Source organism: Streptomyces sp. V3I8, assembly GCF_030817535.1.
GTDB lineage: Bacteria > Actinomycetota > Actinomycetes > Streptomycetales > Streptomycetaceae > Streptomyces.
Map to the genome: position 1 here is coordinate 2,785,291 of NZ_JAUSZL010000002.1, position 15,674 is coordinate 2,800,964.

Sequence of the window (15,674 nt, forward strand, 5' to 3'; positions counted from 1 at the left end):
CACCTCCAGGGGTGCGGGGCGCTCCGCGGAGCGCGTGGAGAGTGGTCGGGGCCGCCGGTTCCGGACCTCGCGCCACGACGGTGTGCCTGTCGGCAGGCATGCCGGTGCGCTTCCGCTGGGCGCGGGGCCTGAACGGTGACCTGAGCCACACCATAGGCCCTGCGATTTAACCCGTGCCATTACTTCAACCTAAACGGGTTAAATACCCAATGCGAGTGGACTCGCGCTTCCGGCATCGGCACACTGTGCGCGAGCAAGGAGGCCCCCATGGCACCGAATCCCCCCTCAATCCGGCAACGCCGTTTCGGCCTTGAGCTTCGACGGCTGCGCGAAGCGGCCGGCATGTCAGCACCCGCCGCAGCGAACTCCCTGGGCACGGACCGGACGAACATCTCCAACATCGAGGCAGGCCGCTACGGCATCGGCGAGGAACGGCTCCGGAGGCTGGCGAGCATCTACGAGTGCGCCGACGAGGATCTGATCGAGACTCTCGTCTCCATGACCGGTGGGCGCAGAGCAGGTTGGTGGGACGACTACCGAGGGAAGATCCCGTCCGGCCTGCTCGACATCTCGGAGATCGAGCATCACGCGGTCCGCCTGCGAACGGTCCAGACCTCGCATCTGCCGGGACTGTTCCAGACCGAGGATCACGCGCGGGCCATGTTCGACCTCGTCGTGCCGAAACCGCCCCGTCTGCAGATCGAACTCTGCGTCGCCCATCGCCTTGCCCGGCAGTCGGTGATCACCGGCACCGATCCGACTCCGTACACCGGTGTCATCCACGAAGCGGCCTTGCGAATGCAATTCGGCGGCAGGGACGTGACGCGAGCGCAGCTTCAGCACTTGCTGGACGAGAACGAGCGCGACAACGTGACGTTGCTGGTCATCCCCTTCGCCAACGGGGGCTTCCCCATGGCGGGAGACTCCATCCTTTACGCGGTGGCGGCCAACCCACACCTGGACACAGTGCACATGGACTCACCGGCAGGCCCCTTGTTCTTCGACTCACCCACCCAGTTGCAGAACTTCCGAGTGCGGCTGGACTTGGTCGGACAAGTGGCGTTGACTGCCAAAAAGTCGACCGATTTCATCCATCGGATCGCCAAAGAACTGTAGAAGGGAGCGCGTCTTGCCCGAGGTGCACTGGCGCAAGTCGTCCTTTTCCGGGGACGGCGGCAACAACTGCGTCGAGATAGCGGCCACCGGCCCCGAGGCCATAGCGCTTCGCGAGAGCGACAGCCCGGCCGCCGTGCTCACGACGGACCGGGCCGCGCTGCGCGCGCTGGTGCGGAGCCTCAGGCCAAGGCCCTGATCCGCTCCGTCGTCGCGATCGTCGCCGAGCCCACCACGCGCGTGCCCTCGTACAGGACGACCGCCTGGCCGGGGGCCACCCCGCGCACCGGCTCCGTGAAGGCGACCTCCAGGGCGCCGTCCACCAGCTCGGCGCGGACCTCCGTCTCGCCGCCGTGGGCACGCAGCTGGGCCGTGTACGTGCCGGGGCCGGTCGGGGCCGCGCCGCACCAGCGGGGCCTGATCGCCGTCAGGGCGGTGACGTCGAGCGCGGCCACCGGGCCGACCGTCACCGTGTTGTCCACCGGCGAGATGTCCAGGACGTAGCGCGGCTTGCCGTCGGGCGCCGGCGTGCCGATGCGCAGGCCCTTGCGCTGGCCGATCGTGAAGCCGTACGCGCCCTCGTGGCTGCCGACGACCGCGCCGGACTCGTCGACGATGTCGCCCTCCGCCTTGCCGAGGCGCTTGGCCAGGAAGCCCTGGGTGTCGCCGTCGGCGATGAAGCAGATGTCGTGCGAGTCCGGCTTCTTGGCGACGGCCAGGCCCCGGCGCTCGGCCTCCGCGCGGATCTCGTCCTTGGTGGTGAGCGTGTCGCCCAGCGGGAACAGCGCGTGGGCGAGCTGGCGGTCGTCCAGGACGCCGAGGACGTACGACTGGTCCTTGGCCATGTCGGAGGCGCGGTGCAGCTCGCGCGTGCCGTCCTCGTTCACCAGCACCTTCGCGTAGTGGCCGGTGCAGACCGCGTCGAAGCCGAGGGCGAGCGCCTTGTCGAGCAGGGCCGCGAACTTGATCTTCTCGTTGCAGCGCAGGCAGGGGTTCGGGGTGCGGCCGGCCTCGTACTCGGCCACGAAGTCGTCCACCACGTCCTCGCGGAAACGCTCGGCGAGGTCCCACACGTAGAACGGGATCCCGATGACGTCCGCGGCCCGGCGGGCGTCGCGCGAGTCCTCGATGGTGCAACAGCCGCGCGCGCCCGTACGGAACGACTGCGGGTTCGCCGAGAGGGCGAGGTGCACACCGGTCACGTCGTGCCCGGCTTCCGCGGCACGGGCGGCGGCGACGGCGGAATCCACGCCACCGGACATGGCGGCCAGGACGCGGAGGGGGCGGGGGCGCTGCGAGGTCTCAGTCATAACTCCTCAAGGGTACGGGTCCCCGGGAACCGGAGCCCGCGGGTATCCGTTGACGATCACATGGGGGAGACGACCGACGACTCGGACCGGCGCATCGGACGCCGCGCGCTGCTCATCGGGGGCGCCGCGGCGGCCGTGGGCACCGCCGTGCTGGCCCGGGACGAACTGGGCCGCCTGTGGTGGCGCACACCGGGCGTGGAGAAGCCGCGCAAGGAGGGTGAGGTCGACTTCCGCGGCGCGCGCTGGGTGGCGGCGTCCCCGGCGAACTGGCGGCGGGCGGACCGGCCCGACGACTTCGGCATAGACCGCGTGATCGTCCATGTCACGCAGGGCAGCTTCAAGAGCGCGGTGAAGGTCTTCCAGGATCCCGGCCACGGCGCCGCCGCGCACTACATCGTGGGCCGGGACGGCCGCATCACGCAGATGATCCGCGAGCTGGACGTGGCCTTCCACGCGGGCAACCGCGATTTCAACGAGCGCAGTGTCGGCATCGAGCACGAGGGGTTCGTCGACCGGCCCGAGGACTTCACGGACGAGATGTACGAGGCGTCGGCCCGCCTGACGACCCGGATCTGCGCCCGCTACGACATCCCCGTCGACCGGGAACACATCATCGGCCACGTCGAGGTCCCGGGGACCGACCACACCGACCCCGGCCCGCACTGGGACTGGGGCCGGTACATACCCCTGGTGCGTGAGGCCGCGAAGCGGGCGGCTTCCCCGACACCCACCCCGACCTCGCCCCCGACGCCCACTCCCACGGCCGGCGCGTAGGCCGGTCGGGCCGGACTGGGCCCGGTCCGGTCCGGTCCGGCTCACGGGGCGACGGCCCCCGCGTCCACACCGGCGTCGGTTCCGCCGTTCGCATCCGCACCCGCGTCCGTGCCACCGTCCACCTCGGTGTCCGTGCCTGCGTCCACGCCGGTGTCCGTACCCCCGTCCGTGGCGTCGGTCCCCTCGCCGACCGTCAGCGCCACCGTGCTGCCACGCTCCACCCGGCCGCCCTCCGGGTCCTGGCCGACGACGAGGCCCACCTGGTCGGCGGGCGCACCCTGGAGGGCCACCGCGGGGACCAGACCGGCTTGGCGGATCAGCTCCTCCGCCTCGGCCAGCGGCCTTCCGGTCACCGAGGGCACGTCCACCAGGTCCTGCGTCGCGGTGCCGGAGACCGTCAGGGTCACCGTGGAGCCGGCGGCCACCGCCGTGCCGTCCACCGGGTCGGTACCGGTGGCCAGCCCGGTCTCCACGTCGGACGCGTCGACACGTTCGGTCTGCACGGTGAGGCCCAGATCCGTCAGCGCCTCTGTCGCCCGGCTCTCGCTCATGCCCCTGACCGCCGGCACCGTGACCTGCCGCTCCTTCTCGGCGGGCGGCGCGGGCAACGCGATCGGAACCTGCCGGTCGGGGTTGTCCAGGTCCACCGCGACCAGGGTGGTCTGCCTCTCGTCGGCCTTCTCGACCCGTACGACGCGGCCCTTGTCGACGTTCCACTTCTTGTTGCCCTTGTTCCTGCCCCCGAACTTGATGTCGACGTCCCCGGGGTCGTGCTCGCTGACGGTCAGCGGGTTGCCGCAGTTGCACTTCACACGCGGTACGCCGAAGAGGTCGACCAGTACGGCGGTGCCCGCCTCCAGTACGGCGTCGTAGCGGTTCGCCCTGCCCTTCCTGTAGCCGTGGTTGCCCACGAGGGTGTCGTTGGCGAGGACCACCTCGGTGAGGGACCCGACGAACGCCCGCACCTTCTTGTTCCTGGCACTGATGCCGAGCGTCCTGGCCCAGGCCGACTTCTTCCCGGCGTTGCCGACGGTCAGGAGGAAGTCCAGTAGCAGGCCCGTGTCACAGACGTCCAGCCGGCGGCTGCCCCCGTACAGGCCCTGCTCGCTGCCCCGGTGCGAGCCGCCCTTGTCGGTGAGGTTCCCCTTGAGGCCGACGCCGTGGCCGAGGTCACCGGTGAAGAACGCGTTCTCGGCCACGTATCCCACCGCCTCGGCCGCCGCCGCACGGGCCACCACGGGGCCGATCGCGCACCCGAGGCCCGACGCGGATCCGAGGACCAGGGCGAAGGCGACGAACGCCCCCGCGGTCCTGCGGGTGAACATACGAAATCGCCTGTCGGCGCGCGCCATGTCGTGCCCCCCGTTCGCGCCCGGACCGGACGGTCCGCCGGCGTCAACGGTCCCAGCAGCAAGGGTTTTCAGCCCCCCTCGCCGCATGGCCGGGGAGACGTATTTCGGCTCGGCCCGGTGCCGCGGCCGCGCTCCGTCACCGGGCCGACCGTCCGCACGACAGCCCTCAGGTGAGTCCGGCCGTCCTGGCCCGTTCCACCGCCGGGCCGATCGCCTCGCCGACCGCCTCCACGTCCGCCCGCGTCGAGGTGTGGCCGAGGGAGAAGCGCAGGGTGCCGCGGGCCAGGTCGGGGTCGGTGCCGGTGGCCAGGAGGACGTGGCTGGGCTGGGCCACGCCCGCCGTGCACGCGGAGCCCGTGGAGCACTCGATGCCCTGGGCGTCGAGCAGCAGGAGCAGCGAGTCGCCCTCACAGCCCGGGAACGTGAAGTGGGCGTTCGCGGGGAGGCGGCCCCCCTGCGACGGGTCGCCGCCGAGGATCGCGTCCGGCACCGCCCTGCGTACCGTGTCGACCAGGCCGTCGCGCAGCGCGCCGATCTCGCGGGCGAACCACTCCCGCCGCTCGGCGGCGATGCGGCCCGCCACCGCGAACGCGGCGACGGCGGGCACGTCCAGCGTGCCGGAGCGCACGTGCCGCTCCTGCCCCCCGCCGTGCAGGACGGGCACCGGGTTGTACGCACGGCCCAGCAGCAGCGCGCCGATGCCGTACGGGCCGCCGACCTTGTGGCCCGAGACGGTCATCGCGGCAAGTCCCGAGGCCCCGAAGTCGACGGGGACCTGTCCGAAGGCCTGGACCGCGTCGGCATGCAGCGGGACGCCGAACTCCGCCGCCACGTTGGCGAGTTCACGGATCGGCATGATCGTGCCGATCTCGTTGTTGGCCCACATGACGGTCGCGAGGGCGACGTCGTGGGGGTTGCGTTCGATGGCCTCGCGCAGGGCCTCGGGACGGACGCGGCCGTACCGGTCGACCGGGAGGTACTCGACCGTGGCGCCCTCGTGCTCGCCGAGCCAGTCGACGGCGTCGAGGACGGCGTGGTGCTCGACGGGGCTGGCCAGGATCCGGGTGCGGGCCGGGCCCGCGTCGCGGCGGGACCAGTACAGGCCCTTCACGGCGAGGTTGTCGGCCTCGGTGCCGCCGGAGGTGAACACCACCTCGCTGGGACGGGCGCCGAGGGCGTCCGCCAGGGTCTCCCGGGATTCCTCGACCGTCCGGCGGGCGCGACGGCCGGCGGCGTGCAGGGAGGAGGCGTTGCCGGTGACGGCGAACTGGGCGGTCATCGCATCGACCGCCTCCGGGAGCATGGGCGTGGTCGCGGCGTGGTCGAGGTATGCCATGGTGTGCCCGATTCTAGGGCCCGCCCCCGGGTGACCCGGTCCGGCGGGGGCCGTACGGGCCCGACCCGGGGCCGGCGGCCGGGCTCAGAAGCTCCAGGACAGGGTGTTGTCCGCCGACATGAAGGCGAGCAGGACCAGGAGGTCGGCGACGCCCAGGCCGAGGCCGAGGAAGGCGCGTCCGCGGCGGCCGGTGCCCCGCAGGAGGGCCGCCGAGGCCAGGACGATGGAGACGGGGCCCAGGACGACGTTCAGGGCGAGCAGGCCGACGAGGCCGAGGATGAACGACGCGACGGCCATGCCGTCGGCGTCGCGGACGGTGTCACGTCCGGCGTTCCGGCGCCGCGGCGCGACGGCGGCGGACGTGGCGCCGACGGGCGTGGCGCCGGTGGACCTGGTGCGCGTGGTGCTGGTGGTGCTGGTGGTGAGTTCCATGTGTCTGCTCCCGGCGGGCGGTGGTGCGCGGACGGGTCGGAAGGGCGACGGCGGCTCAGCCGGAGGTCCCGCGGCGGCGGCCGTGGCGCTCGCGGACCGCGAACACGGCCAGCCAGACGCCGATGACCACGGCGGCGACGAGCGTGAAGGAGAGCGGGGCGTGGGCCACGGTGCCCAGCACGACGCCCAGCAGCAGAAGCGCTGCGACGAGGAACAGCATGAGATGCCTCCCGTGAAGTCCGGCGAGTTGCCACTCGACGATTCGGTGAACGCTTGTCGTAACAGTTGTTCACTGACTACCCAGTCTAGCGCGCTCGCCGACTTCCTCATTCCGGAGAACAGTTGTTGACTGCATGGCATGAGTCACAGTCCCGGCGTCCGGCAGGCGCAGAAGCAGAAGACCCGGCAGGCGCTCCTGGACGCCGCCCTGGGCCTGCTGGAGGAGCAGAGCCTCAGCAGCCTGGGCCTGCGCGAGGTCACCCGGGCCGTGGGGGTCGCCCCGACCGCCTTCTACCGGCACTTCCACTCGATCGCGGACCTCGGTGTCGCCCTGGTCGAGGAGGCGCTGGGCAGCCTGCACCCGATGATCTCCGGCACGGTGTCCGCGTCCGGCGACAGCGACGAACGCATAGACCGCGCCGTCGCCCTGATCGCCCGTCATGTGCGCGAGCACCCGGCGCACATCCGGTTCGTCGCCCGTGAGCGCAACGGCGGCGTGCAGGGTGTACGGGCCGCGATCGCGGAGCAGATGGAGCGGTTCACCGACGAGGTGAAGGCCGAACTGGCCGGGCAGCCGGAGTCGGCCGGCTGGAGCGACGGCGATCTGCTGATGCTCGCCGGACTGTACGTCGACCAGATGCTGATGACCGCCGGCACGTTCCTGGAGGCGGCCCCGGAGGAACAGGAACAGGTGGCCCGGGTGGCCGGGCGCCGGATGCGGCTGATCAGCATCGGCCGCCGCCACTGGCTGGACTGACGCCCGGCCCACGCAGCGCGAAGGGCGCGTACGAAAGTTCGTACGCGCCCCTGAGTCCTGCGCTCCAGCCCTACGCCCTGGCCCTGCGCCTGCGCCTGCTGGGCCTGCTGCCCTGCCGGCCGCCGGGGCCGCAGCCGCCGCCCCGGCCGCCGCCCGGGCCCCCAGGTCCACCGCCGGGCACCCCTGACGGCATCCCCGACGGCGCCCCGCTCGGGCCCCGGTGTGCCCCGCCTGTGGCCGGGTGGAGGGCGGCTCAATTCCCCTTGCGCGGGCTCAGCCGTACGCGGGCCAGCTGGCGGGACTGGGCGACGAGCCGGTCCGCACCGTCCCAGACCTCCGCGTCCTCCTCCAGGAAGCCCCCGGCCAGGTTGCGCGTGGTGACGGAGACCCGCAGGGGGCCCGGCGCCGGACGGGCACGTACGTGCACGGTCAGCTCGACGGTCGGCACCCAGCCGGACAGACCGAGCTCGAAGGCGGTCGGCGGCAGCGCGTCCACCGCGAGGAGCAGGGAGAGGGGGTCGGCGTCACGGCCGTCGGCGAGACCGAACCAGGCCCGCATCTCCCCCCGGCCGGACGGCGAGCCGAGGGCCCAGCCGAGCGTGGCGGGGTCGAGCTTGAGCATCAGCCGGTCGGTGATGGCGGAACTGCCGGGGACGGGGGCGCCACCGGGGCTGTCCGCCGCGCCGAAGCACTGGTCCATCGGCGGGATCGCGGGCGGCGTCGCGGTCGTACGGACGTCGTCGGGCAGGCTGTCGAGGTCCCCGTAGGAGGCGAGCACGCGGATGCGCTCGATCTCGCGGCCCTCGTCGTCGTACTGGAACAGGGACGCCTGGCCGGTGGAGAGGGTGCGGCCGGTGCGCACGACCTCGGTGCGCACGACCGCGGGGCCCGGCTGGGACGCGGTCAGGTAGTGCGCGGAGATCGTGAACGGGTCGGGATGCGGCAGGGCGTCCGCGAGCGCGCGGCCCAGGACGGCGAGGAGGTAGCCGCCGTTGACGGCGTTGATGATCGTCCACCCGGCGGACAGGTCGATGTCGTAGACGCCGGGTTCGCGTCGGGCGACCGCGGTGTCGCGGTCGAACTCGCTGTCGCCGATCCTGGCGCGGGTCGCGTGCGCGGAAGCTGCTTCTGGCATGCCTGCACGGTACAACAGGCAATTACTAAGCAGTAGCTTTTTCTGTTTCCTTCACATGAACACGAGTCCGAGGAACACGGGCCCTCCGGTTCAGTCCGGTACCTCGACCGCCGTCGAGCGCCGGTTCCACGCCCGGGGCGCGCGCCAGTGGTACCGCATCGCGAGCAGCCGCAGCGCGAAGGCGGTGGCGACGGCGAGCGCCGAGGTGAAGGGGGTCAGCACGTCGTGGCGGAGGCACAGGACGACCATCGTGGCGCCGACGATGGCCGGCACCGCGTACAGGTCGCGGTCCCAGCGCAGCAGCGACGGCACCTCGTTGGCGAGCACGTCCCGCAGCACACCGCCACCGACCGCCGTGGCCAGGCCCAGGGTCGCGGAGGCGGTGAGGCCGAGCCCGTACTCGTACGCCTTCGTCGTGCCGGAGACGCAGAAGAGGCCGAGGCCGGCCGCGTCGAAGACGTTCACCCCGAGCTGGATCCGCTCCACCTCCGGGTGCAGGAAGAACACGAGCACGGTGGCGAGGAGCGGGGTGAGGAAGTATCCGAGGTCGGTGAAGGCCGCGGGCGGCACGGCCCCGATGATCAGGTCGCGGAACAGCCCGCCGCCCAGCGCGGTGACCTCGGCGAGGACCGCGATGCCGAACACGTCGAAGTTCTTGCGCACGGCCAGCAGCGCGCCCGAGATCGCGAAGACGAAGATGCCGACCAGGTCGAGCGTGTGCTGGACGGAGGGAGTGAAGAGTTGCTGGAACACCTCGACATTCTCACCCAGCACCGAGCCCCCGCCTTACATTGCAAGGCGGGGGCTCGGTGCTGCTTACTTCTCTACCGCTTACTTCTCCTCGGCGGGAGTCTCCTTGACGGGGGTCTCCTTGACGGGAGCCTCCGCCACCGGGGTCTTCGCCACCGGGGCGGTCTCCGCGACCTCCGCCGCGACCGCGGCCGAGGTGGCCGCGGACTCCGCGAGGACCTCGTCGGCCACCAGCTCCGCCGCCCGCTTCGCGACGGTCAGCAGGACGGTGTCCTGCGGCGCCTGGTCCTCGAAGTTCTCCGGGTGGTGGCAGGCGACCTGCTGACCGGGCTTCAGCTCCAGGAGCGGCGGCTCGGTCGTGGTGCAGATCTGCGTGGCCTTCCAGCACCGCGTGTGGAAGCGGCAGCCGCTCGGCGGCGAGATCGGCGAGGGCACGTCGCCCTGGAGCAGGATGCGCTCGCTCTTGGCCGACTTGCGCCGCGGGTCCGGGATCGGCACCGCCGACATGAGCGCCTTGGTGTACGGGTGCATCGGCGCCTTGTACAGCGAGTCGCGGTCGGCCAGCTCGACGATCTTGCCGAGGTACATCACGGCGATACGGTCCGAGACGTGACGCACGACGGACAGGTCGTGCGCGATGATCACGTAGGTGAGGCCGAGCTCCTGCTGGAGGTCGTCCAGCAGGTTCACCACCTGTGCCTGGATCGACACGTCGAGCGCGGAGACCGGCTCGTCCGCCACGACCATCTTCGGGTTGAGCGCGAGCGCGCGGGCGATGCCGATGCGCTGGCGCTGGCCGCCGGAGAACTCGTGCGGGTAGCGGTTGTAGTGCTCGGGGCTGAGACCGACCACCGACAGCAGCCGCTGGACCTCCTTCTTGACACCGCCCTCGGGCGTGACGCCCTGGAGCTTGAAGGGGGCGCTGACGATCGTGCCGATGGTGTGGCGCGGGTTCAGCGACGAGTACGGGTCCTGGAAGATCATCTGGACGTCACGGCGCAGCGGGCGCATCGCGCCGACGCCGAGGTGCGTGATGTCCTTGCCCTCGAACTCCACGGTGCCCGCGGTCGGTTCGAGCAGCCGCGTGATCAGCCGGCCCATCGTCGACTTGCCGCAGCCGGACTCGCCCACGACACCCAGGGTCTCGCCGGACTTGACCTCGAAGTCGAGGCCGTCGACCGCCCGCACCGCGCCGACCTGCCGCTGGAGCAGGCCCTTGCGGATCGGGAAGTGCTTCTGCAGCCCCGTCACCTTCAGGAGCGTCTCACCGGGAGCGGCGTCCCTGGAGAGGGTCGCGCCGCCACTCTGCGCGGAAGGGGTCACTGCTTTGTCCTCGCTCACAGCTTGGGCGCAATCTCTTCGGTCCAGATCCGCTCCCGCTGCGCCTGCGTCATGTGGCAGGCGGCCCAGTGCTGGTCGCCGACCTCGGACAGCTCGGGGCGGACCGTACGGGTGACGTTGTCCTTGGGGACGTCCGCGTACGCGCAGCGCGGGTTGAACGCGCAGCCCGACGGGAGGTTGATCAGCGAGGGCGGGGAGCCCTTGACCGGGATCAGCCGTTCGGTCTGCTCACGGTCGAGCCGCGGCATGGAGCCCAGCAGACCCCAGGTGTAGGGGTGCTTGGGCTCGTAGAAGACCTTCTCGGCCGGACCCCGCTCGATGCAGCGCCCGCCGTACATCACCAGGATGTCGTCGGAGAGTTCGGCGACGACGCCCAGGTCGTGGGTGATGACGATGACCGCGGAGCCGAACTCCTTCTGCAGGTCCCGGATGAGGTCGAGGATCTGCGCCTGGACGGTCACGTCCAGGGCGGTCGTCGGCTCGTCCGCGATCAGCAGCTCGGGGTTGTTGACCAGCGACATCGCGATCATCGCGCGCTGACGCATACCGCCCGAGAACTCGTGCGGGTAGCTGTCGACGCGCTTGTCGGGCTGCGGGATGCCGACGCGGTCGAGCATCTCGACCGCCCGCCTGCGGGCCGTCTTCTTGTCGACCTTGTGGTGGATCCGGTAGGCCTCCACGATCTGGTGGCCGATCGTGTAGTACGGGTGCAGCGCCGACAGCGGGTCCTGGAAGATCATCGCCATCTCGCGGCCACGCAGCTTGCGCACGTGGTCGGGGTCGGCGGAGAGCAGTTCCGTGCCGTCCAGCCAGATCTCGCCGGAGATCTGGGCCTTGCGCTTGCCGTACTGGCCGGCGGTGTGCAGGCCCATGATGCCGAGCGAGGTCACCGACTTGCCCGAACCCGACTCGCCCACGATGCCGAGGGTCTTGCCCTTCTCCAGCGAGAAGCTGAGTCCGTCGACGGACTTGACCAGGCCGTCGTCGGTCGGGAAGTGCACCTTGAGGTCGCGGACTTCGAGGAAGGCGGAGGGGGCGGGCGAACCCTTGACGGGTTCGCCGACCGCGGCTCCACTCTTGCTGAGTTCGGTCATGAGAGCCTCACTCGGGGGTCGATCACGGCGTACAGCAGGTCCACCAGCAGGTTCGCGATGATCACCGCGAGCGAGGTGATCAGCGTGACGCCCAGGATGACGGGCAGGTCCTTGTCGCTGATCGCCTTGAGCACCGCCTGGCCGAGGCCGGGAAGGCTGAAGGTGGTCTCGGTGAGGATCGCGCCACCGATGAGCGCACCGAGGTCCATGCCGAGCATCGTGAGGATCGGCGTCATGGTGGAACGCATCGCGTGCTTGCCGATGACGACGGGTTCGGTCAGGCCCTTGGCGCGGGCCGTGCGGATGTAGTCCTCGCCCAGGACCTCCAGCATGGTGGCTCTGGTGATGCGGGCGTACATCGCGGCGTACAGGAAGGCGAGCGTGACCCAGGGCAGGATCATGCCGCCGAACCAGCCGGAGAAGCTCTCTTCGAGGGGCACGTACTGGGCGTCGATCCAGCCCAGCCCGTAACTGAAGATCGCGAGCGACAGCAGACCGGTGAAGTAGATGGGGAGCGAGACGCCGCCGAGGGCGATGATCATCGCACCGCGGTCCCAGAGGGAACCGCGCTTGAGCGCGGACAGCACACCCGCCGCGACACCGAAGATCAGCCACAGGACGGCGGCACCGAGCGCGAGGGCCAGGGTCACTGGGAAGCGGTCGGTGAGCACCGGCCAGATGGCCTGCTCGCTGCGGAAGGAGTAGCCGAAGCAGGGGGCCGCGCACTTCGTGACGTCGCCGCCACCGGAGTACGTACGGCCTACGAACAGGCCTTTGAAGAACTCCCAGACCTGGGCGAAGATCGGGTCTGCCAGACCGAGCTTCTGCCGCACGGCCTCGATGGCCGCAGGGTCCGCCTGCTTGCCGACGAACATCGTGGCCGGGTCCACGCCCGCCCAGCGGGGGACGAGGAAGAAGATGCCGAAGACCACCAGAATGATGACCACCAGCATCACTGCGGCGGCGAAGAGCCGCCTGATGAGGTATGCGAGCACTGCTCTCGGCCCGGCGGCGGTGCCGCGGGCCACCGGAGGTCTTCCGGTGGCCCGCGGGTCACGCCGCGCCGGCCTTCACCTGCCTTTCGTGCCGTATGGCGGGTGCGCCGGTCGGTGTTACTTCTTCAGGCCGAGGTTGACGAAGTCGTACTGACCGCTGTAACCGTCGGTCGTGTAGACGTTCGCCAGACGGTTGGAGCGCCAGTTGATGAACTTCTCGAAGACGAAGGGCAGGTAGTAACCGCCCTCCATGACCTTGTGGTTGATCTCCGTGGAGATCGCGGCCTTCTTCGTGTCGTCGAGCTCCTTGGTGTAGTCCTTGAAGAGCCCGTCGATGGCCTTGTCCTTGATCAGGGCGAAGTTGTTGTTGCCGCTCTCAAGGATGTAGTCGCTGCTCCACAGGGGCAGACCGTAGCCCTGGACGGACGGGAAGTCCGGGCCCCAGCCCATGATGATGATGCCGTAGCCCTTCTTCTTCACGTTCGAGGGGCTACCGATGATGCCGGTGGTCTGGGCGCCGTCGAACTGGTCGATGTCGACGGTGATGCCGACCTTCTTCAGCGAGGCCTGGAGGGACTCGGCCGTGGCGACCTCGACGGGCTTGTTGTTGCGGACCGCGATGGTGGTCTTGAAGCCGTTCGGCTTGCCGCAGGCCTTGAGCTCTTCCTTGGCCTTGGCGACGTTGCCGTTCTTGTTCGTCGTGGCCGACTCGTACGGGTCGTACTTCTGACCCTCGGAGCCCGGGACCGACGGCGGCAGCATGTTCGTACCGATGTCACCACCGGCGACCGGGCCGCCACGAGCGGTCTGGAGCGACTCGTGGTCGGCACCGTAGATCACGGCCTTGCGGCAGTGCTCGTTGTCGAACGGCTTGACGCTCTGCGGGAAGACCGCGTAGCGGATGTAGCCGGAGACCGGGTTGTCCAGGTTCTCCTTGTGCTGCTTCAGGGCGTTGGTGCGGCCCTGCGGGGAGAGACCGGTCTGACCGAGGTCCAGGTCGTAGTCGCCGTTGATCAGGCGCTGGTCCATGTCATTGGCGTTGGTGAAGAAGTTGACCGTGATCTTGTCCGGGTACGCCTTGCGGACCGGGTCCGAGGCCTGCTTCCACTCGGGGTTGCGGACCAGGATCAGGCTCTTGTTCGGCGTGTACGACTGGAACTTGTACGGGCCGGACGAGAACGGCTTCAGGCCGTACTTGGACTTGGTGTCCTTGTCCTGGCGGACCGGGGACGCCGAGGTCAGCGCGAGCATCTCCTCGAAGTCCGAGTTCGCCTCGGGCAGCTTGAAGACGACCGTCTTGTCGTCCGGCGTCTCGATCGCCTTCAGACCCAGCTTGTCCGCGGACTTGTCCTTGTACGGGCCCTTGTACTCCTTCTTCGGGTCGAGGACCTGCTGAAGGTAGATCGGACCGCCGGAGAGCACGTCCTGCGCCCACGCGCGCTCGATGCCGTACTTGACGTCCTTGGAGGTGATGGGCTTGCCATCCTCCCAGGTGACGCCGTCACGCAGCGTGTACGTGTAGGTCTTGCCGTCGTCGGAGATCTTCGCCGTCTTCTCGGCGAGGTCCGGCGTGACCGCGGCACCCTTGGCACCCGGCTCCGTCGCGTTGGTCACCAGCTGGCGGCTGTAGTACCGGCTGAAGTTCCACATGAAGCCGTAGTAACCGCGCGTGGTGTCCCACGAGTCGGCGTCCTGGGCGGCCGCGAACTTCAGCGTGCCGCCCTTCTTGGCGAGGGAGGCCTGGGCGACCTTGTTGTTCGCGGCGTCGAAGCCGGCCGCGCCGCTCTTCGAACCGCCCTCGTTGTTGTCGTCGCCACCGCCGCACGCCGCCGTGGACAGCAGTGCAGCGACCACGGCTGCGGCCGCCACGGCCTGCTTGCGCCGCCCTGTGGTGCGTTGGGTACTCACTCGGATCCTCCGATATGTAGCGGCCCGTCGACAGATGACAGGCCCATGGGGGTACGGCAGTTAGCGGGAGCCCTTCGGGTCGAGCGCATCGCGTACGCCGTCGCCGAAGAGGTTGAAGGAGAGCACGGTGATGAAGATCGCTACACCCGGGATGACCATGTACATCGGGTCCGAGTCGTAGTAGTCGATCGCAGAGGAGAGCATCTGGCCCCACGAGGCGGTGGGCGGCTTGACGCCGACGCCCAGGAAGCTGAGCGCCGCCTCCGTGAGGATGTTGGTCGGGATCATCATCGTCGTGTAGACGATGATCGGCGCGACCAGGTTGGGCAGCAGCTCCTTGAACAGGATGTAGAACCGTCCGGCTCCGAGACTGCGCGCGGCCTCCACGTACTCGCGTTCACGCAGGGAGAGCGTCTGGCCGCGCACCACGCGGCCGACGTAGGGCCAGCCGAAGAAGCCGATCACCAGGATCATCACGAACAGGCGCACGCCGGTGCCGGTCAGACCCAGCATCTCGTTCGGCATGACCGAGACCAGCGCGATGATGAAGAGCAGCTGCGGGAAGGCCAGCAGGCCGTCCATCACGCGGCTGACGGCCGCGTCGACCCAGCCGCCGAAGAAGCCGGCGAGCACGCCGAGGATCGTGCCGAGCACCACGGCCACCAGGGCCGACAGGAAGCCGACCAGCAGGGAGATCCGCGCCCCGTAGACGATCCGGGCGAAGATGTCGCGGCCGCTGACGGGTTCGACACCCAGGAGGTGGTCGCCGCTCATACCGCCGAAGGATCCGGTGGGGGTCGAGAAGAGGGGGTCGATCAGCTCCTCGTGGTGCGTCTCGGGGTCCTGGCCGACCAGGCTCGCGATCAGCGGGGCGAACACCGCGACCAGGATCAGCAAGATGACGACCATGCCGCCCGCCAGAGCCAGCTTGTCGCGCTTCAGGCGCTCCCAGGCGATGCGGCTGAGGGAACGTCCTTGTACCGCCTTCGCCTCGGCGGAGCCGGCAACGAGCGCCGCCTCCTCGGCCGCGCTCGGCGCGACTTCGGCCGTCGGCTCGTGCAATGGTGCCGTCATCGTGGCAGGGACCCCTCTCAACCGGCGGTAGCCGGCCCACGCTTGCCGCTGTAGCGGCGTGATCAGTCCGTCGTACACATCTGG

Annotated in this window: 16 protein-coding genes; 4 read left to right on the top strand and 12 right to left on the bottom strand. The window is 70.0% G+C overall.

Annotation, left to right across the window (positions count from 1 at the left end; all coding sequences use genetic code 11):
- The first annotated feature begins 267 nt into the window (after positions 1 to 267).
- Positions 268 to 1,116, top strand: a complete 849-nt coding sequence (locus QFZ75_RS12105) for a Scr1 family TA system antitoxin-like transcriptional regulator (protein ID WP_307536352.1) — start codon at positions 268 to 270, stop codon at positions 1,114 to 1,116.
- A 22-nt stretch (positions 1,117 to 1,138) separates the two neighbouring features.
- Complete coding sequence (locus QFZ75_RS12110) at positions 1,139 to 1,312, top strand: DUF397 domain-containing protein (protein ID WP_307544405.1); 174 nt, start codon at positions 1,139 to 1,141, stop codon at positions 1,310 to 1,312.
- Here QFZ75_RS12110 and mnmA read toward each other — a convergent pair.
- Positions 1,296 to 2,423: a tRNA 2-thiouridine(34) synthase MnmA gene (gene mnmA, locus QFZ75_RS12115; RefSeq protein ID WP_307536354.1), complete on the bottom strand. Its 1,128-nt coding sequence runs from the start codon at positions 2,421 to 2,423 to the stop codon at positions 1,296 to 1,298. The genes QFZ75_RS12110 and mnmA overlap by 17 nt on opposite strands.
- A gap of 60 nt (positions 2,424 to 2,483) precedes the next feature.
- Between mnmA and QFZ75_RS12120 the strand changes: the two genes are divergently transcribed.
- Positions 2,484 to 3,197: an N-acetylmuramoyl-L-alanine amidase gene (locus QFZ75_RS12120; RefSeq protein ID WP_307536355.1), complete on the top strand. Its 714-nt coding sequence runs from the start codon at positions 2,484 to 2,486 to the stop codon at positions 3,195 to 3,197.
- A 41-nt stretch (positions 3,198 to 3,238) separates the two neighbouring features.
- On the opposite strand, the gene QFZ75_RS12125 is transcribed toward QFZ75_RS12120, so the two are convergent.
- From QFZ75_RS12125 to QFZ75_RS12140, 4 genes are all read right to left on the bottom strand, one after another.
- Positions 3,239 to 4,522, bottom strand: coding sequence for a DUF6777 domain-containing protein (locus tag QFZ75_RS12125; protein ID WP_307536356.1), 1,284 nt, complete (start codon positions 4,520 to 4,522; stop codon positions 3,239 to 3,241).
- A gap of 193 nt (positions 4,523 to 4,715) precedes the next feature.
- A complete protein-coding gene (locus QFZ75_RS12130; RefSeq protein WP_307536358.1) occupies positions 4,716 to 5,885 on the bottom strand; it encodes a cysteine desulfurase family protein in 1,170 nt (389 codons plus the stop codon).
- A gap of 84 nt (positions 5,886 to 5,969) precedes the next feature.
- Positions 5,970 to 6,182, bottom strand: coding sequence for a DUF4190 domain-containing protein (locus QFZ75_RS12135; RefSeq protein ID WP_307544407.1), 213 nt, complete (start codon positions 6,180 to 6,182; stop codon positions 5,970 to 5,972).
- Positions 6,183 to 6,372: 190 nt separating this feature from the next.
- Positions 6,373 to 6,537 carry a hypothetical protein gene (locus QFZ75_RS12140; protein WP_307536360.1) on the bottom strand — a complete coding sequence of 55 codons (165 nt, stop codon included), beginning with the start codon at positions 6,535 to 6,537 and terminating at the stop codon, positions 6,373 to 6,375.
- A 138-nt stretch (positions 6,538 to 6,675) separates the two neighbouring features.
- Here QFZ75_RS12140 and QFZ75_RS12145 point away from each other — a divergent pair, with 138 nt between their 5' ends.
- Positions 6,676 to 7,293 carry a TetR family transcriptional regulator gene (locus QFZ75_RS12145; protein ID WP_307536361.1) on the top strand — a complete coding sequence of 206 codons (618 nt, stop codon included), beginning with the start codon at positions 6,676 to 6,678 and terminating at the stop codon, positions 7,291 to 7,293.
- Between the two features lie 253 nt (positions 7,294 to 7,546).
- Here QFZ75_RS12145 and QFZ75_RS12150 read toward each other — a convergent pair whose 3' ends face one another.
- From QFZ75_RS12150 to QFZ75_RS12180, 7 genes are all read right to left on the bottom strand, one after another.
- Positions 7,547 to 8,428, bottom strand: a complete 882-nt coding sequence (locus QFZ75_RS12150) for a thioesterase family protein (RefSeq protein ID WP_307536363.1) — start codon at positions 8,426 to 8,428, stop codon at positions 7,547 to 7,549.
- Between the two features lie 90 nt (positions 8,429 to 8,518).
- Positions 8,519 to 9,181, bottom strand: coding sequence for a trimeric intracellular cation channel family protein (locus QFZ75_RS12155; RefSeq protein ID WP_307544409.1), 663 nt, complete (start codon positions 9,179 to 9,181; stop codon positions 8,519 to 8,521).
- A gap of 78 nt (positions 9,182 to 9,259) precedes the next feature.
- Positions 9,260 to 10,501: an ABC transporter ATP-binding protein gene (locus tag QFZ75_RS12160; RefSeq protein WP_307536364.1), complete on the bottom strand. Its 1,242-nt coding sequence runs from the start codon at positions 10,499 to 10,501 to the stop codon at positions 9,260 to 9,262.
- Positions 10,502 to 10,515: 14 nt separating this feature from the next.
- Entirely contained in the window at positions 10,516 to 11,613 is a 1,098-nt protein-coding gene (locus QFZ75_RS12165; protein WP_307536365.1) for an ABC transporter ATP-binding protein, read from the bottom strand.
- Positions 11,610 to 12,608: an ABC transporter permease gene (locus tag QFZ75_RS12170; RefSeq protein WP_307544411.1), complete on the bottom strand. Its 999-nt coding sequence runs from the start codon at positions 12,606 to 12,608 to the stop codon at positions 11,610 to 11,612. The genes QFZ75_RS12165 and QFZ75_RS12170 overlap by 4 nt, the downstream gene beginning before the upstream one ends.
- Before the next feature lie 117 nt (positions 12,609 to 12,725).
- Positions 12,726 to 14,516, bottom strand: coding sequence for an ABC transporter substrate-binding protein (locus tag QFZ75_RS12175; RefSeq protein ID WP_307536367.1), 1,791 nt, complete (start codon positions 14,514 to 14,516; stop codon positions 12,726 to 12,728).
- A 60-nt stretch (positions 14,517 to 14,576) separates the two neighbouring features.
- The gene (locus QFZ75_RS12180; RefSeq protein WP_307536368.1) at positions 14,577 to 15,590 is read right to left on the bottom strand and encodes an ABC transporter permease; all 1,014 of its coding nucleotides are present in this window, start codon (positions 15,588 to 15,590) and stop codon (positions 14,577 to 14,579) included.
- Positions 15,591 to 15,674 lie beyond the last annotated feature (84 nt).